Origin of the sequence: Mucilaginibacter sp. Mucisp86 (genome assembly GCF_047324315.1) — a bacterium.
GTDB lineage: Bacteria > Bacteroidota > Bacteroidia > Sphingobacteriales > Sphingobacteriaceae > Mucilaginibacter.
The window spans coordinates 1,563,373-1,585,521 of sequence record NZ_CP168503.1; the positions used below are offsets into that span (position 1 = coordinate 1,563,373).

A 22,149-nucleotide genomic window follows, 5' to 3' on the forward strand; every position below is an offset into this window, starting at 1 on the left:
ATTAAAAAGTAATGTTTGCGCCTATGGTTACATACCTGTAGAAAGGATAACGCTCGTTGCCCGAGGTGGTACGGGTTATTTCAGGGTCCCAGCCGTCATGGACTTTGCTGTATTCCCACAGGTCGCTTCCCGAAATGTAGAACCTTAAACGGCTGATGGCTTTGGTGCGCTCCAATAATGACTTAGGTAAAGTATAACCGATAACAAGGTTTTTCAGGCGTACATAGGCCCCATTCTCAACCGACCAGCTTGAGATCTGATAGTTATAACCATTGATGCCATTGCTATGCAGATTAGGATAATATGCATTGGTGTTTTCAGGGGTCCAGGTTTTACCAACCCATTGTGTAGTTTGCGCCTGGCCAAGTGCAGTAAAAGGTACGCGCCAGTTGTTTGCACTACCATTGGCCCTGAAAATTGTCCGTTTCCCTACACCCTGAAAAATGCTTGTGAAATCAAAGCCTTTCCATTGCAGGCCCAATGTTAAACCGAAAGTATAACGCGGAACGTCACTACCTAAATAAATAAGGTCGCCCATGTCTTTTGCCGATGTACCGGTGGTAAGTTTGCCATCGCCGTTAACATCAACATAGTAATTATCACCCGGACGTAAGCCTGAATTTTGACCCGGTAAATTGGTGAGCGGTGAAGCGATAGGGATGCCAATAGTATTGATCACTCCTCCCGGAGCATAGTACGTGTTGTTATAGGTATCAACCTGAGCCTGTGTCTGGAAGCGGCCACCGTATTTCAAACCGAAATATGAACCAAGTGGATACCCCTCAACAGTGGCATTATAACCAGGGCCCAACGCCGGAACGCCATTAAAATATACCAGCTTGTTCTGGCTATCAGTTATATTGCCCGAAATGCTGTAAGTTACCTGACCAACGCGGTCTCTCCAGGTTAACTGTCCTTCCCATCCCCAGGTTTTCAGATCGCCGTTATTTGACTGGGGCGCGCCGATACCCAAAACAGCCGGATAAGTAACACTCACAAGCATGTTTTTATTTTGATTACGGAACACCTCAAAAGTTCCGTTTAAGCGGCCATTCAGTAAGCCAAAATCAATACCAATATTTCGTTTAATTACTGTTTCCCAGGTTCTGTTAAGAGAAACCAGGTTTCCGGTTGTTGTGGTTACAGTTGCAAGCGCTGTACCTAAAAGGGTATTGCTGCTGCTCACGTTCAGCGACTGCAGGTAGTCATAAAGGCCAATACCGCCCTGGCTGCCCGATGTAGCATATGAAGCACGCAACTTTAACTCGCTGAAAATATTTGTTTTTTTGATAAAACTTTCTTCGCCTAAGCGCCAGCCGCCCATGAGGCTGTAAAATGGTTTCCAGCGTTTATCTGAAATAAATTTTGACGAACCATCATACCTGCCGGTTGCTTCAAAAAGATATTTGCCTTTAAAAGCATAGGTAGCTCTTGCAAAATATGAACCCAGGGCATAATGGTTGCGTTGTTCAAAATTGGTAACAAAACCGGCCTGTGAACTGCTCAGCCCTAAATTTAATGAAGGTACATCGTCGCTGCCCAGGTTATAGGTACGGGTGTTGAACATATCATACTCATCCCTTTCGTATGAACTGCCAACCATTAATGATACATCGTGTACTTTGTTAAATGTATTGGCATAAGTTACGCGGCCAATGAGGTTATAATATTTATCATTGATATTAGCACGGAAATAATTTTCGCTGCCTCCTGAGGTGCCGCCTGATGGTGCAGTGGTACCGGTGAGGTATTTATCATCGTATGAATAAAGGCGCACAGTTTTGGTTTGCACACGGTCATCCTGCCACCAAACGTTATATCCCGCTGTTCCGGTGAAGGTAAGATGCTTCATGAAATTATAGGTAAGTGTTGAGTTTAACAGGGCCCGGCTGTTATTTTCCAGGTTGTCGCCGCCGTCCCTCAGCAAACCTGCCGGACTTGCCACGCCGCCCCACTGATAGGGTTTGCCAGATTGCGTGTACATAGGCAGGCCCACCTGAAACCCGTTACCAAGTGCACTGTAGCTACCAGTAGTATACATGGTTGGTTGCTGAATATTGTTTTGCTCAAGCGCAATGTTGGTTTCCCACTGCACCTTGTCGCTGAATTTGTAGTTGTTGTTCAGCCTCAGGTTGTAGCGCTGATTGCCATTATTACCTATCTGAAGCTGGCTGCCATCGTTTAAATATCCCAACGAAACACGATAGGTGTTTTTTTCGTTTCCGCCCGATACAGCAAGGTTATGTTGTGTTGATGTTGCCCTTCCCCATAAGTATTGCTGTAATGATACATCTATGAAATCCAGTTCCTTCACATCAAGAAACGCGGGTACTGGTAAGCCATTGTAGAATGAATTTGCGGTGATGCCTCCCGTAGTGTTTCCGGGAATCTGCGATGCCAGTATCACATTACCTTTGTTGGCCAACGCAAAATTGGCCATCTGGTACCAAAGATCTGTTGTGGGAGCTACACCATAGTTATCATTGGTTTTAGCCTGGAGCAGGCCGTTTGCCCACTGATCGATGTTTGTCATTTTAGGCTGAAGACCTAAAAATTTCTCAGATACAGAAGGATCGTACTGGATCTGCATTTTACCTGCTTTGCCTTTTTTGGTGGTGATAAGCACAACACCATAAGCAGCACGCGCACCATAAATTGAAGCCGAACCATCTTTCAGCACCGAAATATTGTCGATATCATTAGGGTTGATAGAGTTAAGCTCGTTGTTATTGTTAAGGGCCACCCCATCCAAAATTACCAAAGGGTCCTGCCCGTTTACGGAGGTTGCGCCGCGGATCTGAAAATTCCAGTTTTCGCGCCCCGGCTGGGCCGAAGTCCTTGTTACAACCATACCCGGAACTTCACCCTGTAAATTGGCAATAGGGTTATTGGTTGGCCCTCGGTCTTCAAATACCTTTGCGCTCACGGTGGCAATAGCGCCCACTACCGAGGGCTTTTTCTGTGTACCGTAAGCAACCACTACAACCTCTTCAAGGTCGCTTCTTTTGTTTGATAACCTGATGTTGATAACCGGATCATCGCCAACAGTTACCCTGCGTGTGTTATAGCCTACAAAAGCAAAGGATAATTTTGCCCCCGGATTAACGGTTAGTTTGTACCTGCCATTTACATCAGTTTGGATGCCATTGGTAGTGCCCATAACCTGTACTGTTACTCCGGGCAGGGGTTCCCTGGAGGTTGAATCTGTGACAGTACCGCTGATTTGACGGCTTTGCGCCGCGGCATGATACCCCATGCCTATCAGCAGCAAAAAAACTAAAAGGCACCTTGCCGAATACTTTTTTTGGTAAAAAAAACTCATAGTTCTTAAATTTTTAGGTTTATGACTTAGTGTGATGACCGGCTTATTCGCTCAATCACCATAAAGACATCTGCAGGTTTTTCTTATACTCATTAATGAATGAGATTCTTTTTTGAGGGACTGATTTGCCGGAATAATTGGGGGGGGATAGATGTCATGAGTATTTAAATCCGTTGGACTCTGAAGGGCCAATGACATTTCCACCATGTCATTGCGAGTGACCACCGGGGAATCCCCTGAAAAAATCGTAATGACGTGCAAGATATTTTTTAGAGATGGTTCGCTGGGCTGCGTTAGGGATGGGAGCGGATACCGGCCTGTGACTAAGGCTTGCGCAGTATGAGCGTACAGCCCGGGCCGCAGGCAACGCCCATATTGTAAAATTCACTCAAAAAAACATGCTTATTAATCAACAACTTACGACCACGTCATTATAAGGCACGAAACAATCCCCGACAGACAGGTAACGAGCGTTGTTCTATAGACTTACATCGTCGCGCTCTTGGCCGCGCTGGGCCAGATACTTTTGTCTTGACACAAAAGTATCCAAAAAGTCAAGTCAGCAGATAGGCTTCTTTGCGCACAAAGCCTTTGCCCTGCAAAACGAACAGAACCACGGGCTGCAATTATTTTGCCCCGCTTCGCTCGCGCATTCCCAATGCTTCTGCAAAAACTTGCTATGCCCCTTCCTGCGCTCAAGACCACCATTGTTCTGCCCCCTTTCACCCGAAGCTTACCTGCTGACGGGAACATTCTTTATTTATCATGTCATGGGTAGAGAGTAAAAGCCACGGCCTCTGAAGGAATTATGACATTTTGCCCTTTGTCATGGGTAGGCACGAAGCATCTTCTTCGCCCTGTAAAGCGGCCATGCTTGTTGTAGAAGATCCTTCGCTATCGCTCAGGATGACAAATTTTTTAATTATGTCATAGGTAGGTACGAAGCATCTTCTTTATCTTGTATAGCGGCTCTGTATCTTGTAGAAGATTCTTCGCTACCACTCAGAATGACAAGCTCTCTTTAAACATCTCATGGCGTAGTAACGAAGGATCTTCTTCACCTTGCTTAACGGCTTTGCATATTGAAGAGTATTCTTTGCTATCATTAAAAAGGGCATAATAAAATTCGTCACGAAACTTGTTTCAACACCACGCCCGCTAAGCAGCCACACTGATTAAATCGGCTACTTGCAGGTGCGGAAACAAGTTCGGCATGATATTACGCGGAAGTCATTCCTCCGGTAAAAATATTAAGATGGAAACTTCACAACCAAAAAATACTGTACTTTCAGAGTATCAGACAATCATAAAATTGTCTTGCTATAGTTAATATAATCTGCAATTAAGAATACAACCTCCCGCTATATGAAGCTTACTATAAAAATATTATTTGCCACCCTTTTAACACCTGCTTTTGTTTTCGCGCAGCAATCTGCCGGAAAAGGGCAAAGCACCGAAAAAAAACAACTCAAGCCAATCAGTAATGATTTGTTCGGCGTTTTTTTTGAGGATCTGAGTTACTCGGCAGATGGCGGTTTGTACGCCGAATTAATTCAAAACCGCTCATTTGAATATAGCCCGGGCGATAATAAAAAATGGCAGCCGCTGAGCTTTTGGGAATATACCACAGCCGGCTTTGGATATGGCACAATTTCGGTAGAAAGTGCACAGCCTATTACCTCCACCAATCCACACTATCTCGTGCTGAATATCGACGATCCGGGCAAGGAAGGCATTGGAATCACTAATGCAGGTTTTGACGGTATTTGCCTGCATGCAGGCGAAAATTATAATTTTTCGGTATATATAAAGCAAATTTCTTCCGCACCGATACCTGTAAAAGTTGAGCTGCGCGGAGCGAAAGGCGTTTCGTACGGGCAATTTTCATTTAAAACACAGGGCAGCGGGTGGAAGAAATATGACGGCACCATTAAAGCTACTCAGGATGCCGATTCTGCAAAACTCACCCTGCTGGCACTGGTAAAATGTAAAATTGCAATTGATGAGGTTTCTTTGTTTCCCGAACACACGTTTAAAAATGAAAAGAATGGGATGCGGGCCGATCTTGCACAGGCCGTTGCCGACCTGAAGCCTAAATTTATGCGTTTTCCGGGCGGTTGCCTTGTTCATGGTGACGGGCTGGACAATATCTACCGCTGGAAAAACACCATTGGCCCTGTCGAATTCAGGCAGCAGCAACGGAATATCTGGAATTATCATCAAAGTTTTGGCCTTGGTTTTTTTGAATACTTCAGGTTCTGCGAAGATATCGGTGCAAAACCGGTGCCGGTAGTTGCGGCTGCGGTAAGCTGCCAAAATTCGGGAGGAACAAGAGGTACCGGACAAAAAGGCCTGCCCATGACCGAAATGAAATCATATATCCAGGATATATTAGACCTGATAGAATACGCCAATGGCCCGATAACTTCAAAATGGGGTGCCAAACGGGCTGCAGCCGGGCATCCAAAACCATTTCACCTGCAATATATCGGCATCGGAAATGAGGATAAACAAACCGATGATTTCAGAAACAGGTTTAAAATGATCTGCAATGAGGTGCGCGCCAAACACCCCGAAATTACTATCATCGGCACTGTTGGACCATTCCCTTCGGGCGAGGATTTTGACCTTGGCTGGGCTTTTGCCGATAAGCTTTCGGTGCCTGTTGTTGATGAGCATTTTTATCAGAAACCGGCCTGGTTTCTGGATAACAATGCACGTTATGATGGTTATCGGCGTACAAAATCAAAAGTATATATCGGCGAATATGCATCCTGGGGCAATAGTCTGTTCAACGCCCTTGCTGAAGCAGCTTTCATGACCGGGCTTGAAAGAAACGGCGATATTGTTGCAATGGCATCATATGCCCCTATGCTTGCTAATTTATCCCATACTTCCTGGAACCCTAACCTCATCTATTTCAATAACAAAATAGTTGTGCCTACTGCAAATTATTATGTTCAGCAGTTGTTTTCGGTTAACCAGGGCGATCTGTATGTTCCCGGGGTGATAAGATTTAAACAGGACGATGCTGTTAAAGATTCAACACTGGCAGCTTCATGCGTAAAAGACAGCAAGACGGGGAATATTATTTTGAAAATTGTAAATGCCGGGGCAAAAGAGGCAAATGCGGCAATTGACCTGACCGGTATCAATATCCCCGAACAACAGGCTACACTGAATTTGCTGAAAGGAAAGCCCTCTGATAAAAATACTATCAATGATCCAAAAGCAGTTCAAACAATAAGTCAGGAAATTACCACAACCAATCTTTCATCATATCTTGCACCGCCTTATTCCTTGAGTGTGATCAGGCTTAAAACAAACTGATATAAACATATTTAAATGCAAAAATTGCTAATCGTCGTTAACTAAAACTCCGGGCGTTTATGACCTGAGTCTCTGCGCAAAAACTTCAAAAAACAACTCATTCCTTTGAGTATCATTTGTGGTGTTCATTGTCTTTGGGGTGTCCGATTATAAAACTGTTCGTTCCTCGTCCTGGTAAAATTTCTAAACCTACCGGAACGGCAGTATACATGTACACCTAAACAATTAAACCATGAAAAAACTTTTTACGCTTTGTAATTACTTGACAGGGCAGCACCGAAGGATAAGGTTGCTGCTGTTCTCGCTGTCGGTGTTTGCGACGATGAACGTAAGCGCCCAAACATTTGTCCATCCCGGTTTAGCCTTTAACCAGGCCGACTTGAATCAATTGAAAGCAAACATTAGCCGCGAACCATGGCTGTCCGGTTATAATGCATTTAAAAATGACTCGCATTCACAATTGAGCTACGGGCAAAAGGGACCCTTTGCAACAGTTACGAGGGCGCCCAACCTAAACAACAGCGCCTGGATTGATGATATGCAAGCTGTTCACAACCTGGCCTGGATGTGGTGGTTTACAGGCGATTCTACTTATGCCCGTAAAGCCACTAACCTGCTTGATGCCTGGGCTGTAACCAACACCACCTGGGGCGGCGGGGAATCTATGCTGGATATTGGCGATTATGCACAATATTGGGGTGTAGGTGCCGAAATACTTCGTTCTACCTTTCCCGGTTGGACCGCGGCTAACACACAGCATGTAAAAAATTATTTTGCCAATGTTTTATTCCCGACCTCCTGGGTACCCAGCCCCTTGCGCGATGCGAACAAAGGAGCCCTTCAGTTAAAAATAGCCCTTGCCGCATCGGTTTTTTGTGATGATCTCACCCGGTTTAACCAGGCGGTGGATGTGTACCGGATGGACGCGGGAGGAGGCATGCGTAATTCACTGCCTAACGGGGAGGTAGGCGATTCTGGCCGCGACGATCATTGGCGCGTGCAGGCAGCAGCACTGGCCTGGGGCGCTGAAGTTGCCTACAAGCAGGGCGTGGATATGTTTGCCGAATTGGATAACCGCGTATTGGCTATCGGGGAGCTGTATCATAAATACGCCTTTGACGGAGCCTCAATGATCTTTATCCCGTTAGGAGGGTATGCAAGTTATTGGACCAGCTGGGGGATTCAACCCGGAGCAAGGGCCGGCGATATGACTAATCTTATTTATAGTGCTTATAATGTGCGTAAGGGAATACCTACCCCTAATACCGACAGGATGAGAGCTGCATTAATGCAGACTGGCTCCGCCAATTACTCTGCTGCCGGTGGCAATTTCTTATACCTGAAATCATCGGATTCATCTACCGCGGTTAAGTTGCCCCAGGTATATTATCCTGCCGATCATGTGCAGCCGGTGAGCAACCTCACCAATATAGATATCGGTAACACCGGACTGGCCGGCAGCGCCTCCTACAATAACGGGATCTGGACACTTAACGGAGCCGGAACTTCCACCAGTAATGCATTCAGCTTCAATTTTAAGAAAATCAGCGGTGATGCCGGCCTGGTGGTAAAAGTTGAGAGTATGTCGTTAAATACCGGTGGTTGCGGTGTCATGTTACGCCAATCGCTGGCACCTGGTTCGGCTTTTTATGATATCTTCCTCAAAGCCACAGGCGGTGCCGGAAACCACTGGCAACCCAAGGCTCCCTGGTGGTTAAAAATTGAGCGCGTAGGCACTCGTATATTTACATACCATTCGCAGGATGGTATTAACTGGACCGGTCTCGGTTGCTGGTATTCTGCAACAGGTTTCCCAACTGATTTATATGCCGGATTTTATACCCTTTCCAGCAATAACTCGGCACTAAATACCGCCACGTTCAGTAATGTGGCTTACAGTCAATCCGCACCTGCCGGATCGCCGGAGATTAGCAGTGCCACTACGGCCACAGCTACTATTGGTGCGCCGTTTAGTTATAGTATCATTGCCAGCGCCAATCCATCTTCCTATAGCGCCAGCGGTTTGCCTTCGGGGCTTAGCCTTAATGCAGCTACCGGCGTTATCTCGGGCACACCTGCCACGTTAGGACAAAGCGAAGTTACCATAGCTGCCACCAATGCCAGTGGTACCGGTACGGCTACCCTGATGCTGAACGTAGTCAACAACCAGGTACCAACCGCGCCTGCTTCGGCTGTGGCATCGGTTGTCAATACCACACAAATTAATCTTACCTGGGCAGCTTCGGCCAATGCTACCAGTTATTCTGTAAAACGGTCGTTGTCGTCTACCGGGCCGTTTACCACTATACAGTCGGGTATAACCGGTACATCGTACATTGATGCCAGCCCTGTATCCGAAGTAAACAATTACTATGTTATTACCGCACTTGCCGGAACATTGGAAAGCGGAAATTCGGCTGTGGTTTCCGGGTCGGTACCTCCGGCTACTCCTGTCGCATTAACTGCAGTAAGCAAAAACCATGAAATTGACCTGAGCTGGAATGCAGCTTCAGGGGCAGCTACCTATAATATAAAACGGGGTACGTTAAGCGGCGGCCCTTATACAACGGTTGCCAACGTGGCAAGTACCAGCTTCGCCGACCTGAACGTAAGTAACGGAAGCCCCTATTACTATGTAGTTTCATCTGTGGGCCAAACCAAAGAAAGCGCCAATTCGGCCGAATCATTTGGTGTGCCGGGCTCAAGCACTTCAACCTGGGGCCCTCAACCTGAATCCGACTCGCTTACACTTGCCCGGAACTGGCTGGAAAACGCAGCACCGGTTAATCCGGCAATTATAACGTTTCAGTCCAGTGCGGATACCGTACTGACCAACGATATTCAAAACCTCGTAGCATCCAGGATCCAGTTTAACGCAGGCGCCAATAATTATTCGATAGACGGTGCTGCAATACATTTGCGAAATGACCTGGTTAATAACAGCACGGCTTATCAAACCCTGAAAATGCCTGTAACGCTTGATACACTGCTTAATATAAATACCCCCGGAGTGAACGGGACGGTAGCTTTAACAGGTCAAATCACTGGTACCGGCAGCCTGCTTAAAAATGGTATTGGGTTTGCTTACGCGGGGGGTAACAATACTTATTCGGGTGGTACTACGCTCAACGGAAACGGGCAAAGCTGGCCGCCGGTTTATGGTATGGAAATATCAGGAACAAGTACCGGATCGCCTTCTGCCCCTACCTCAGGCCCTCTCGGTACCGGGAAAATAACAATGAACGGAGGTGCACTTTTTTCGGTGAATGCTGATGCTACCTTATACAACGATATTGAAATCGCGGCCGGAAAAACCAGTTATTTTTACCAAACCAGCTACGCTTTAAACCTTTATGGCCGACTTACCGGCAGCGGAACAATTATTCAGGATGGTAACGTATATGCCGGGTTGCACCTGTTTGCTGATAACAGCAGCTTTACAGGATACTTTGTTTCCAAACTGCGCAGTGGTAATTCACGCACACGGTTTGAAGTGCCGCAATCGGGCAGCGCAAATGCAGCCTGGAACCTTGATGCAAATGGTAACGACTGCCAGGGAATTATGTTCCCTACCGGCACCATCAGTTTTGGCTCGTTAAGCGGCAGGGGCGCTATCCGTACAGATGGCGGCGGTAACCCAACCATCAGTATTGGCGCCTTGAATGTATCAACCAACTACGGCGGAACAATGACAGGTACTATGAATGTTGAAAAAGTTGGGACAGCTGTTTTGACATTTTCCGGTAATCAGGCTTATTCGGGTACAACAACCATCAAAAACGGAACTTATTTACTTAATAACGATCCTAACAGCGGCACATTCACCAGTCCGGTAATTGCTTCGGCAGGCACATTCGGTGGCACCGGACAAAGTACTTCAACAGCAACCATAGGTACCGGTTCGGGTACAGGCGCGGCACTGGCTCCCGGTAACCTGGCCATCGGCTCCTTAAAAGTAGGCAGCCTTATTATGAATGCCGATGCTACTTATAAAGTGGAATTAAATACAAGTGCGGCTACAAGCGACAAAGTAAGCGCCGGTACTGTTAATTTATTAAACCAACCTAAGCTACAGATCACGGCTATTGATTCGACCAGCCTGGCCCAGGGAGCATCATTTACCATTATCGACAATACAGGAAGCGCTGCGATAGCCGGTACTTTTAAAGGTTTGCCCGAACTTGCCCCGGTAACCGTTGGTAATTTCACACTTCGCATCAGCTATAAAGGCGGCACCGGTAATGACGTTGTACTTCTGGACGACCGACCATTGCCTGTAATTATCACCAGTGCGCCAACAGATACTACGCTGATAGGAAAACCAATGACTTATACCGTAACCGGGATTAAATCGCCCAACCATTTTTCGGCCATCGGGTTACCGACCGGACTGCAAATTGATTCTTTGTCGGGCAAAATTTCAGGAACACCAACCCAGTCAGGTACTTTTAATGTTAGCCTGACAGCAGGCAACGGCAGCACAACAGGAACTTCCACACTTGCACTTACAGTGCTTGGCAGTGCTGTAAACTCACTGATAGTAGCTGCCGGAGATGCTAAAGACATTCTTGAATGGAAATCACTTCCCGGGTATAGTTATAACGTTAAACGTTCAACAACCTCAGGAGGGCCATATACCACTCTTGGATCAGTTAACAATCTTACCTTCACCGACAGTAACGTAAGCAATGGTACAACATATTTTTATGTAGTAGCCCCTGCAGACAGCACCGGCGAAGGTGCAAAAAGCACAGAAGTAGTTGCCAAACCCAATACAGGGCAACGTGATTTTTATCAATTTGATGAAGCAAGCGGAACCAGGGGCATTGATGCATGGGGCGCTAACCATGGTGTACTTGCAGCAACAGCAAACCGCGCTACGGGCAAATACGGCAAATCACTGCTGCTTGACGGCTCGGCAAATGCTTATGCAACGCTGCCTGCCGGCATTTTCAGCACCCTTAATGATTTTACCATATCCGCCTGGGTAAGGATGGATGCCATAAGTACCTGGATGCGTGTTTTTGACTTTGGTTCAAGCACTACCCAATACATGTTCCTGACCGTGCAGGCGGGTGTAGTAAGCGGCCAGTCAACCATTCGTTATGCAACTAAAAACGGCTCAGCTGCCGAACAGAATATCAACTACAATTATACCTTCCCGCTCAATACATGGACTTACCTGGCGGTAACACGGGCTGGCAATACTACTACGCTTTATATAAACGGTACATCGGTTGTTTCTTCAACAAACATCACCATCAAGCCATCGGCAATGGGGAACACCACACAAAATTACCTTGGTAAATCGCAGTTTAACGATCCGATGTTCAAAGGATCCATCGATAATTTCAAGATCTACGGCAGGGCGTTGAGCAGCACCGAAATAGCTGCCGATGTACTGGGCGACCAAACGATTACTTTCGCCTCTATCGATGGAAAAACTTTTGGCGATGCAGATTTTGTACCTCCGGCAACAGCTTCATCAGGTTTGGCAGTTTCTTATAACAGTTCGGATACTACTGTTGCCAGTGTGATAAGCGGTGCCGTCCACATTAAGGCAGCGGGAACAGCAACCATCACTGCGTCCCAGCCGGGCAATAGCAGCTTTAAAGCAGCTACCCCGATCAATCAAAGCCTTACCGTTAGCAAAAAAGCACAAACCATCACATTTAATGCCATCCCCGCAAAAACAGTTGCCGACAGTGACTTTGTAGCCGGGGCAACGGCCAGTTCAGGTCTCGCAATAAGCTATAGCAGCTCCGACAGTACGGTAGTCCAGATAGCGGGCGGAAAGTTGCACATTACCGGTTCGGGTACCGCCTTGATCACCGCTTCGCAGAGTGGAAATGCTAATTATCTTGCAGCCCCGCCGGTTATACAAAACGTAACCGTTAACAAACTGAGCCAGAGTATCAGTTTTGCAGCGTTGCCGTTAAGCAGGCCGGGCGATGCAGATGTGAGCCTAAGCGCCTCATCCACCTCAGGCCTTCCGGTTGTTTACACCAGTTCAAACTTAAATGTAGCCACGGTTATCAATAATAAACTGCATATTGTAGGCGCAGGCAATAGTGCCATCACAGCACAACAGGGCGGCAGTGCCCGTTTTGATACAACCGCTGCGAGCAAAACCTTCACTGTGTTGCCGTACAATATCCAGGTACAATCATCCGATGGAGACAACAACCAGCCTGCAAACAATGTGATCAAACCATATCTGAAAATTGTTAACCAGGATTCTGTAGCCGTTAATTTCAATGAACTTACCATGAGGTACTGGTTTACTGCAGAGAACTACTCAGGCATCAATTCATGGATTGATTATGCCCAGATGGGAAACAGCAACGTTACCATGAAATATGTTCAGCTACCCGACCCGCACACGGGGGCTTTTGGCTATATTGAATATGGTTTCCCGACAAACAGCCAACTCAGCGCAGGCAGTAATTCGGGAGTTATTCAGTCAAGGTTTGCTAACCAGGATTGGTCGAACTTTTCGGAGACTGATGATTATTCTTATCTGCCATACACCGGAAGCTATGCAGCAAACAGTCATATCACCCTTTACCGCAACGGACAATTGATTTATGGGACCGAACCAACTGCAGTAGCAGCTGCCCCGGCATTTACCGTATCTTATCAAAATCAAAACCAGGGCACTACCGGAAACGCAATCAGTACCTACCTCGTGCTTAATAATACAGGCAACGTACCTGTCAATTACAACGATCTGTCCGTACGTTACTGGTTTAGCCGCGAAGGCACTGCCGGGCTAAACTTTTCTGTAGGTTACGCCAAACTGGGCAACAGCAAAATCAACAACCGGTTTGTTACTTTAAGCCCAGCCTTAACCGGTGCGGATACCTACCTTGAATTAACCGTCGATCCATCAGCCGGGTCACTTTATCCGTTAAGCAATACAGGTAACATTCAGTACCAGGTCAATAAAACAGATTGGTCGGCATTTAACGAGGCAAATGATTATTCGTATGCAGCCAAAGCCGCCATGGCGCTCAACAATCACATTACCGTTTACTATAAAGATCAGCTGATTTACGGAACGGAGCCTTCCTTACTTAGCAGCAACTCGCTGGCTTCAAACATCGGCTCAAAAACCGGTATTGTACAGGATAATAATGCACCTATCGGTACGGTGCAGAATAATGTTATCTACCCAAATCCGGTGGCTTCGCGCAGTTTCAACATCAAGCTAACGCCTGATCTTGATCAAAAAGACATCAATCTTGTTATCCGGGATAATTTTGGCAAGGTTATGCAAAGCGGCAAGTACCGCGGTTTTGGCGGCAATGTGGGTGTTCAGTTAACCCGGTCATACATGACCGGAGTTTACTTTGTTCAGATCAACAATTTAACACCATTGCGCCTGATAGTAAGCCCATAATTTTAAGCTAAAAGCCAAATGCACAAAGCATAAAGCTGACACTTTGAGACGTAAAAAGGGACGACAAAATTGTCGTCCCTTTTATTATTAACAGATATCCTGTTTCTTACCCAAAAGTAAAACAAATTAATACTCCGTAGCGCCGATATCAAAAGCCGCACCGGAAGGACGTGTGGTGCCATAATAATCAAATTTTATACCGTAGGATAAAACGTTTGCACCCTGATCGATAAGCGGCGATGACGATTGTAAATGGAAATCATTACCGTTATAATTTACAAAACCGCAAACACTTACATCTGTGTTCACATAATTGTTTGATTGGGTAAGTTTAACGCTGCTGCTTTTTAAGATTATCGGCTGTACAGATGCCGGCTGTATAATAACATTATTAATAACGGTGTTCATCGGGATGGTTTCAGAGTTTAACTTTATTCCACCTAAAACGGAGCCTACAATGGTATTATTGATAAACTGAAAATTGGGGCCGGGAGTATACCGCGAATCTGCAAAAATACCGTAGGCCTTTGAGTCTATAATATAATTATTGAATACCTGATTATCCCCAAGGCCAAGAACAATGATACCGTTGCCGGGTGCATTCTTGACCAGGTTATTATAGCATTGCCCGCCGGTACCTTCCCCTATTTGTATACCATTATTTTGATAGGAAGCAAACGGACTTATCCCCGGGTTGTTAACTGTGTTGTTATAGATCATGCATCCCGACGTAGCGCTGCCAACCTGGACCCCTTCGGCACCGGTTGAATCTACAAGATTTTTGTAGATCCTGGCATTCACGACATCGTGAGGTAAAACTGTACCGCAGGAAGTTGAAACACCATCCTGATAGAAAGAATTTCCGATATAAAGACCTTCCCCACCAGTTTTGTGAACGTAATTATCGTGGATTATCACATTCGCCATAGTAAAATGACCGCGCCAGGTTGCAGGATCACATGATGGATCTGTTTTTGCCATGATACCTGCAAAGCCGCTGTTACGCACCTCAACATTCGCGATCTCAAAATCCGAGCTTAGGTCGTCCATCGTCATACCAATGTTGCCCCCGTTTACATCAAACCCGTATTTAATTGAAGAAACTCCATTTCCCATTACTTTAAAGTACTGGCAGTTTTGTGTCTTAAACGCGTATGAGGCGGTAGTTTCTGTAGTGAAAGACACTTTGCCCCCCTGATTCACGATTAAGATTGGCGCAGCTGCTGTTCCTTTAAAATTTTTGAGTAGCAAGGCTCCCCGTGTACCTGCAGGTATATAAATTGTAGCCCCTGCGGGGATATTTGTCCCGTCAACCATCCACTCAGTAGTTTTAACTGTATAAGTATAGCTACTTACTGGTTTGGTTTTCAAACTTTGCAGTTTCGCATTCTGCTCCGGAATTGAGGCAGCTGGTTTCTCAATTTTGTTTATGCCTTTTGTACACCTTGCGAAGCATGATATTGCCAATGCACCGGCAATCATGTGTATTAAGTAATTGTTTTTTTTCATTTAAAAACCTGAAAAAGTCTTGATCGTATTGAATTAATAGTTTGGTAAACCAATCTGTACTTACCGCGCAGAACCGCTTGTTTTACGTTGCTTCTTCAGATATTGTTGCCAGCGAGATAATACACACTGACAAACAGTAACTTATAAATTTAAACAGGAATAAAAATTGTAAAAAAGGAGATTATCCTGCCCTCTGGTTCAACTCCACCAGGTAGGCAATTGGCAAAAAACACCCGGAACTGCTTGCTTGTTGGAGACTGTTTAAAAACAAATGGAAAGTTTTTTGCAGAGACGCATCACATGCGTCTCCCGGCAGACAGGCTGATTTAAAAGGCTTCTAATCCCATCGGAAATTGCACGAGGGAGACGCATGCGATGCGTCTCCCTACATTAAAAAAAACTTCTTAGAAAATAGTTTTCTGCTTTATAAAGAATATGTACTTAGCACCCCTATTAACTTACTGTCGTTGCGCCCAATTGCGCAGGCTGGTTATAGCTTCGTAAAGCACACCGGCCTCTCCCCTAAAATCTCCCGAGCCTTTTGGTTCTCCTGTTTTAACATCGTACCATTCAAAGAAACCCTTGTTTTTCAGCACGCGGTCAATCATCGGGCTTAGTTCTTTATAAGCTTCGCCTGCCATATTATTCTCAATTAAAGGGGCAATCATCCGCCCGCCAAACCACGTCCAGTCGCCGCCATTCTGATAGGTGAAGGGTGGCATATTCGGAAATTCTTTAAGAGGGTAAGGAGGATAAACCGTAAGGCCGATAGTAGCATGCTTTTCACATGATGCTGCTTTCAAAAACTGGTTGTTTATAGCAACGATTTCCTTTTGGGTATTTAAGCCCGCTTTTATGGCACATATGGTACCGCCAAGATAAAGGATTTGCTTTTCATTAAATGAAGGCGAAAAAGGTGAACCATCAAGGTAGATATGGGGTATATATTTGCCGGCTTTTGCATCCCATAAATGATTGCGGACCTTGATTTTCATTCCGATAGCTATATCTCCCCAATACCGGGATGCTTTGTAACCGGTGGGCCTCATCCCCAAAAAATCATGTATCGCCATTAAAAACATGGCATTATCATAAATATCAATTGCCCATTTTGTTTTATCGTTGATAACCACACCCCAGCCATGCTGGGTTTGCACATCGCCCCAATCAACCGTGGTGGCGCCGGTAATCAAACCATACTTAACCGACCAGCGATTTTTCAGAACGTAGTTCATCGCATCTTCCATACGCTGCATTACGGTTCGGCCGCCGATGGTATCCGTCAAAATACTTTTATCGCCGGTGATATCGATATATTTTTTTACCGCCTGGATCAATGACGATTCCTGGTCTGTTTCAACCGTATTTTTATGAATAGCCCAACCGGGCGCCAGCTCAGAATATAAGTACTGATAACCAACGTGAGCCTGATCGGTATGAATAGCGCCATCGGGAATGTTGCCATCTTTACCCTGGATTTTAAAAAACAGCAACAGCTTATCTTTTACTTCTTCCTTGCTGCGAGCACGCAATGAACCGGCTATAAACGTATTAAAATCACGGATCCAGATTTCGCCGTATGACGTGCCTGCGGTAAAGCCGGTTAGCAAACGCAGCGCACGTGCTTCAACCGTATCCAAACGGCTATCGGTCATGATCTGTTTTGCCAATTCTTTTTGAGATGCAGGACTTTGCGCCAACAGGATACCGGGAGTAGTAAGTGCTATTGAAAAGAGTAACGTTTTTAACAAGTTCATAAAAGGCAGTAAACGGGCAAATTTATAAGTAATTAACTGATTATTATCAACCAGCTGCGGCTTAGGCCAAAGGATAATCATGAGCACTTATCAAATTAAAACAATTAAACGGTATTTGTACTAACATTTATGTTCAACGCCCTGAGTTTAAGTAATCGATAAATTAAGATAAGCAATTGTGCACTTATTATACCATACAAGCTGTTATATTGTGCGTAGCAAAACATAAACACCTGCTTAAACTATGTAAATACATAATTAAGCTTTTTGTTATCTTTACCGGCACTTATCTCTCATTAAGGTTAGTAAAGTAACTATGAAATTAGCTATCGACCACAAAAGCCCCATCCCCCTGCATATACAGGCCGAACAACTGCTGCGCGAGCTGATCAAAGATCCTGCTTACCAGGCAGGTAAATTATTGCCCAATGAGGTTGAGCTGGCCAAAAAACTGGCTATATCCCGCACAACGCTGCGCCAGGCTATCAATAAACTGGTTTATGAAGAACTGCTGATCCGCAAAAAAGGCTTTGGTACCAAAGTTGCCCACTCAAGGATCAGCTCAAAATCAATGAACTGGCTTAGCTTTTCGCAGGAAATGAAAGCGAGGGGCATTAACGTAAAAAACTACGAATTGCATGTAAGCTGGGTATTCCCGGATGAAAGTACCGCCAGCTTTTTTGATATCGGCACAGATAAAAAAATTGTAAAAATGGAAAGGCTCAGGGGCAGCAGCGATAGTCCCTTTGTTTATTTCATATCTTATTTTCACCCGCGGATAGGACTTACCGGCGAGGAAGATTTTAAACGCCCGCTTTACGAAATGTTAGAGGACGAATATTCGACCATAGCCAACCTGTCTAAAGAGGAGATCAGTGCACTTGAAGCCAATAAATTCATAGCCGGAAAGCTTGAAATTGAAACCGGCAGCCCGGTATTATTCAGAAAAAGATTTGTTTATGATCAGGGAGAACGCCCTATGGAATACAACCTTGGTTATTACAAAGCCGAAAGCTTCGTATACACCGTTGAAAGCCGCAGGACTTAAACCTGAATGTCGGCATAGCTAATCTGTACCCACAAATTTTGATTTAATAAAAATGTCATTTCGACGAACGCGTGCGTAAGGGAGCGATCGGGGTGAGGAGAAATCTTCTCCACCATGCCCCACTTTAGCGCTGCTTGTAGAAGATTTCTCCTCACCACCGACCCTCAGTCCCACCTAAGGTTCGGTCGAAATGACAAGCACTTTTGTTTAAGCAAAATGTTTAATAAGATGTAGTATACGGTAGCATCCGGAGGATTTCCCTAACTTAACGACATTGTCCTCCAAAGGATTTTTAAAATTTAACAGCATTGCTATACTAAGCCAACAGGAGATACGTTAGAGCTGTATTGTATTTTACAAAACCCCGGTGGTTTTAAAAGTATCGCAATTCGTTGCTAATTATCTATTAACTTATTGCCATTTATAAAAAAATACCAATAAAAGTAAAATTTCCATATTAAGATGACAATAAATGTAGAAATTACACGTATATTTGTTGCATCATGTAAATAGCTGACAGGCAGCGCCACCGGTTCGACCCCGGGTTTACAGCTCTTCTCATAATTTAGGTTTATAATTGGTTAGAACGCATTCCTGCCCATCAGGAGTGCTTCTTTTTTTATAGCCTTTTTTGGAAGCTGAAAGGGGAATGCTTAAAGCTAAAAGCAGTCAATCAATCTGCATAATCAAAATAAAATTGAAAAGTATTAAAGTGAATTTGCGGTGGCCTGCGTAGTATTATGGTCGTGTTTAATATCCCGCACACATCTAAAGCCAACGTGGTTTGTTGCCGAGCGATATTCGCCCTTACCTCTTGAACCTACCATGTAACGTGTACAGTATTGGTCGGTGCACAAAAATGATCCGCCTCTTTGGACCTTCTTCTTCTGCCCCGGTTCCAGCGGATCAAAAGAGCTGGACGGGCCACCGGGATTGCGCGCTACAGTATTAGGATTAAAACTATTATAATAATCATTACGGTACCAGTCGGCACACCATTCCCAGGCATTGCCGGCCATATCATATAAGCCATAGGCATTAGCGGGATATTTTTTTACCGGGCCAAGACCAGCTTCTCCATCTTCGGCATTATCACGATCGGGAAAAGAACCCTGGAATGTGTTGGCCATCCAGTGCCCGTCCTGTTTCAATTGGTTGCCCCAGGGATACAACTCACCGGCTTTACCTCCCCTTGCGGCAAATTCCCATTCGGCCTCAGTTGGCAGGCGTTTACCGGCCCATTTGGCATAAGCGGCAGCATCCTCCCAGGCTACCTGTACAACCGGGTAATTTTCTTTGCCTCTTAAATCAGATCCCGGCCCAAGAGGGTGTTTCCAGTCGGCCCCTTTCTGGTACGACCACCATTGCGAAATATCATTTAACTGCACTTTATGATTTGGCGGGGTAAAAACAACCGATCCGGCAACGAGGTCTTCGGCCGGCACACCCGGAAATTCTTCTGCCGTAGGTTTCTGCTCGGCCACGGTTACATAGCCGGTGGCCTTTACAAATTTGGCAAACTGGGCGTTGGTTACCTCGGTTTTATCCATATAAAAACCATCAACAAATACCCGGTGAACAGGCCTCGCGTCGTCCATAGCTTCCATGCCGCCATCAGTTATGCCGGTTGGATTAACGCCTCCCATACTAAAAGTACCACCAGGAATCCAGGCCATATCTGCGTTGGTTTTATCTGCTGCTGCGTTAAGCACGCTGATTACAGTAGGCTTAAATGCTTCCCCACCCTGATGCATATATAAAATACTATCTTCCCTGATCATCCCGTTTTTGGTACAGGAGATGGCAGCTTTAATTTTAAAACCTGCTGTTGAAGCAGCGACAGGCCTTGAACTTGTACTATCGGAGCTGCTATTATCCTTATTACCCGAACTGCTACAGCTTTGAAAAACAAATGATGCTAAAAATATAGCAGGTATTGTCAATAACGAGATTCCGGTAATATGTGTAAGCTTAATCTTCATCAAGTTCAAACTTAGTGATCTTTATGCAAAGCTATACAGGGGCATATGTAATATATCGTTTGCATTAAGAAATATCTACATAATTTACCTTCACAGCACTTTTTCATTCGCGGTTATTGCGATATTTTAAATATGTATTTCCTATCAGCATAACCAAACTACTTCCCAACCACAGCCAATAGCCAATTCTGTATTTTATAATAGTCGATGTTCCGCCGGCTTCATTTATCATTATCGATTTAAAAAACAAAAATGATAAAGCAAATAAAACGGCTATAGCACTCGCTAAAAAAGATTGGCGAGGTTTTTTAGTAAAATAGCCCCATGACACCCACAAAGCCGGATTAGCTAACCAGGACCAACCAACAGCCGAAGAAAAAAAGCCAAAAAAACCGGATAACAATATGGCTGCACCTTCGCCTTCTTCACCTTCTTCCGCCATCGTATCGAAACAGGGGAATATCAGCGCAGTTAAAAACAATAAGATGCTCAGATATTTAAAGACTTTTGTAACGTGTATGGTTCTTAACATTTTGTGACCGGTTAGGTGTTTAGCAAAAATTAGTTGTAAATAAACAGAAATGATTGCAGTTTATTATCCTGCATCTTTATTTCCTGATCGTCATTTGCAATAATAGGTTTAATAATAATGCAGGATTGTATCTAATCACTAAATATAATTAATATCGATGGGCAAGGTGGTACTTATGTCACGTTTTTTATACTTTTATAAACCCTGTTACATCAAAATGCAACAGGCACAACATGAACCGAAAACGCTTCATATCCTCCTTAGTCACTGCCGGCGTGGCACTATCAACCCCGGGGGTATGGGCATCCGCATCTAAAAGTTCTTATAGTAAAACATATCACAAAATCCCTCCCTATTTAAAAACAGGCGATACCATAGGCATTATCAGTCCATCGGGATATATGAGTTTAACCGAGATAATGCCATCTGTACAACTTATACAAAACTGGGGCTTTAAAGTAGAGATTGGCGACAACACTGGCAAAAAGGATTTCATATACGGCGGAACAGATGAAGAGCGTGTGGCAGACTTACAGCAAATGCTGGATAACCCCAACATCAAAGCCGTTATGTGTGCAAGAGGTGGCTACGGATTAGTAAGGATCATTGATCGGCTCGATTTTAGAAAGTTTAAGAAAAACCCCAAATGGATCGTCGGCTTCAGCGATATTACTGCCTTGCATTGCCATATTAACCGCAATTTTGGTATTGCTACCCTGCATTCAAAAATGTGCAACAGTTTCCCTAATGACTGGGCGAAGGCCGATGATATTCAGATAGCCACCATTCAATCCATCAGGCAGGCACTTATGGGTGAAAATATTGATTATTCGTCGCCGGCGGTTGCGCAAAACCGGCAGGGAACAGCCGAAGCTATTTTAACAGGCGGTAACCTGAGTTTGATCACAACGCTTTCGGGCACTCCTTCCGATCTGGATACAGATGGAAAAATCTTATTTGTTGAAGACACCCACGAATATCTCTACAATATCGACCGCATGTTCTGGAACCTGAAGCAAACCGGTAAGCTTTCGCACCTGGCCGGGTTAATTATAGGCGGCTTTCAACTAACGCCGGATATTGAAGGCGAAGAATTTGGCCGTACCATTTATGATATCGTTACCGAAAAAGTAAAAGACTATGACTACCCGGTTTGCTTTGATTTTCCGGTGGGACATCAAAAAAATAATTTCGCCCTTAAATGCGGGGTACAGCATGTACTTGAGGTTAGTACAGACGGGAGCACATTAAAAGCGGTTTAAAACTT

General features: G+C 44.9%; 9 protein-coding genes. 4 read left to right on the forward strand and 5 right to left on the reverse strand.

Annotation, left to right across the window (positions count from 1 at the left end; all coding sequences use genetic code 11):
* Position 1 precedes the first annotated feature (1 nt).
* On the reverse strand, positions 2–3,322 hold the full coding sequence (locus ACEN9X_RS06360; RefSeq protein ID WP_413669597.1) for a SusC/RagA family TonB-linked outer membrane protein: 3,321 nt from the start codon (positions 3,320–3,322) through the stop codon (positions 2–4).
* A gap of 1,365 nt (positions 3,323–4,687) precedes the next feature.
* Here ACEN9X_RS06360 and ACEN9X_RS06365 point away from each other — a divergent pair.
* Together ACEN9X_RS06365 and ACEN9X_RS06370 are read left to right on the forward strand one after the other, a co-directional pair.
* The gene (locus tag ACEN9X_RS06365) at positions 4,688–6,652 is read left to right on the forward strand and encodes an alpha-L-arabinofuranosidase C-terminal domain-containing protein (RefSeq protein ID WP_413669598.1); all 1,965 of its coding nucleotides are present in this window, start codon (positions 4,688–4,690) and stop codon (positions 6,650–6,652) included.
* A 232-nt stretch (positions 6,653–6,884) separates the two neighbouring features.
* Positions 6,885–14,054 carry a cellulose binding domain-containing protein gene (locus ACEN9X_RS06370; protein ID WP_413669599.1) on the forward strand — a complete coding sequence of 2,390 codons (7,170 nt, stop codon included), beginning with the start codon at positions 6,885–6,887 and terminating at the stop codon, positions 14,052–14,054.
* Positions 14,055–14,180: 126 nt separating this feature from the next.
* Here the strand turns inward: ACEN9X_RS06370 and ACEN9X_RS06375 are convergent, their stop codons facing one another.
* Entirely contained in the window at positions 14,181–15,563 is a 1,383-nt protein-coding gene (locus tag ACEN9X_RS06375; protein WP_413669600.1) for a right-handed parallel beta-helix repeat-containing protein, read from the reverse strand.
* Positions 15,564–16,021: 458 nt separating this feature from the next.
* Positions 16,022–17,401, reverse strand: a complete 1,380-nt coding sequence (locus ACEN9X_RS06380; RefSeq protein ID WP_413669601.1) for a hypothetical protein — start codon at positions 17,399–17,401, stop codon at positions 16,022–16,024.
* A gap of 235 nt (positions 17,402–17,636) precedes the next feature.
* On the opposite strand from ACEN9X_RS06380, the gene ACEN9X_RS06385 reads away from it, so the two are divergent.
* The gene (locus ACEN9X_RS06385; RefSeq protein ID WP_413669602.1) at positions 17,637–18,368 is read left to right on the forward strand and encodes a GntR family transcriptional regulator; all 732 of its coding nucleotides are present in this window, start codon (positions 17,637–17,639) and stop codon (positions 18,366–18,368) included.
* 707 nt (positions 18,369–19,075) lie between these two features.
* Here the strand turns inward: ACEN9X_RS06385 and ACEN9X_RS06390 are convergent.
* Entirely contained in the window at positions 19,076–20,350 is a 1,275-nt protein-coding gene (locus ACEN9X_RS06390) for a formylglycine-generating enzyme family protein (protein WP_413669603.1), read from the reverse strand.
* 103 nt (positions 20,351–20,453) lie between these two features.
* A complete protein-coding gene (locus ACEN9X_RS06395) occupies positions 20,454–20,882 on the reverse strand; it encodes a hypothetical protein (protein ID WP_413669604.1) in 429 nt (142 codons plus the stop codon).
* 233 nt (positions 20,883–21,115) lie between these two features.
* Between ACEN9X_RS06395 and ACEN9X_RS06400 the strand changes: the two genes are divergently transcribed.
* A complete protein-coding gene (locus tag ACEN9X_RS06400; RefSeq protein WP_413669605.1) occupies positions 21,116–22,144 on the forward strand; it encodes a S66 peptidase family protein in 1,029 nt (342 codons plus the stop codon).
* Positions 22,145–22,149 lie beyond the last annotated feature (5 nt).

Bases quoted from the DNA above. Each gene is read 5' to 3' on its own strand.
- ACEN9X_RS06380 (WP_413669601.1), bottom strand. From the start codon at position 17,401: ATGATTATCCTTTGGCCTAAGCCGCAGCTGGTTGATAATAATCAGTTA.
- ACEN9X_RS06370 (WP_413669599.1), top strand. From the start codon at position 6,885: ATGAAAAAACTTTTTACGCTTTGTAATTACTTGACAGGGCAGCACCGA.
- ACEN9X_RS06390 (WP_413669603.1), bottom strand. From the start codon at position 20,350: ATGAAGATTAAGCTTACACATATTACCGGAATCTCGTTATTGACAATA.
- ACEN9X_RS06395 (WP_413669604.1), bottom strand. From the start codon at position 20,882: ATGTTAAGAACCATACACGTTACAAAAGTCTTTAAATATCTGAGCATC.
- ACEN9X_RS06400 (WP_413669605.1), top strand. From the start codon at position 21,116: ATGAACCGAAAACGCTTCATATCCTCCTTAGTCACTGCCGGCGTGGCA.
- ACEN9X_RS06375 (WP_413669600.1), bottom strand. From the start codon at position 15,563: ATGAAAAAAAACAATTACTTAATACACATGATTGCCGGTGCATTGGCA.
- ACEN9X_RS06365 (WP_413669598.1), top strand. From the start codon at position 4,688: ATGAAGCTTACTATAAAAATATTATTTGCCACCCTTTTAACACCTGCT.
- ACEN9X_RS06385 (WP_413669602.1), top strand. From the start codon at position 17,637: ATGAAATTAGCTATCGACCACAAAAGCCCCATCCCCCTGCATATACAG.
- ACEN9X_RS06360 (WP_413669597.1), bottom strand. From the start codon at position 3,322: ATGAGTTTTTTTTACCAAAAAAAGTATTCGGCAAGGTGCCTTTTAGTT.